This window comes from Streptomyces xylophagus (assembly GCF_000716435.1).
Taxonomy (GTDB): domain Bacteria; phylum Actinomycetota; class Actinomycetes; order Streptomycetales; family Streptomycetaceae; genus Streptomyces; species Streptomyces xylophagus.
Genome location: NZ_JNWO01000110.1, coordinates 1 through 649 on the forward strand (window position 1 = coordinate 1; position 649 = coordinate 649).

General features: G+C 72.1%; 1 protein-coding gene. It reads right to left on the reverse strand.

Features of this window, described 5'->3' with window-relative positions:
• Positions 1 to 649, reverse strand: a 649-nt coding sequence (locus OO70_RS50510) for a hypothetical protein (RefSeq protein WP_043688314.1), incomplete at both ends; no start/stop codon positions are given.

Here is a 649-nt window from a genome sequence, read left to right on the forward strand (position 1 = left end):
CGCCCGCACAATCCCTGGCAGGGCCCGCTCAACACCGCGCAGACCGCCGTCAACCAGGGGCTCCACCAGCCGAGACGCGGCAGCAAACATGCGCTTGAGCTGCGGCTCCATGCCCAACACCCGGGCCCGGATGATGTCGAGACCCTCGATCGTCGCCGGCACGAACGACGCGCTGGCCCGGCCGAGCATCGCGCTCAGTTCGTCACCCACCCCGGCTGCGGCGTCGCGTACCCGGCCGTCCCGGGCCGCCAGCACCAGCCCGCCGGCCACCCCGCCGATACCGGCGCGGCCGACGACCGCGCCCGCGATCGCCCCACCGACCAGGGTCGCGGCACCAAGGGCGAGCGGCCCGGCGATCGCCGCCACGGCCGGGTTCATGCCTGCCATCGGCGCCCGGGCAATCAGCGGCCCCAGCTTGGCACCGAACGAGACCGCGACCTGCCCGGCCATCTCCGTACCGGCCTTGGTCGCCTCGGCCGGGTTGAAGAGGTCCCTAGCTTTGAGCTGGCGCTTGAGCAGGCCCATATGCCGGTTCAGCGACGACACCAGCTTGAAGTCGCCGGTCTTCGCGAACTCGGCCTCCAGCGCCTGGATGCTGCGGGCGGTCTCTTCGATCTGATCGTCGAGCCGGCGTGCAGCGTCCTCGGAC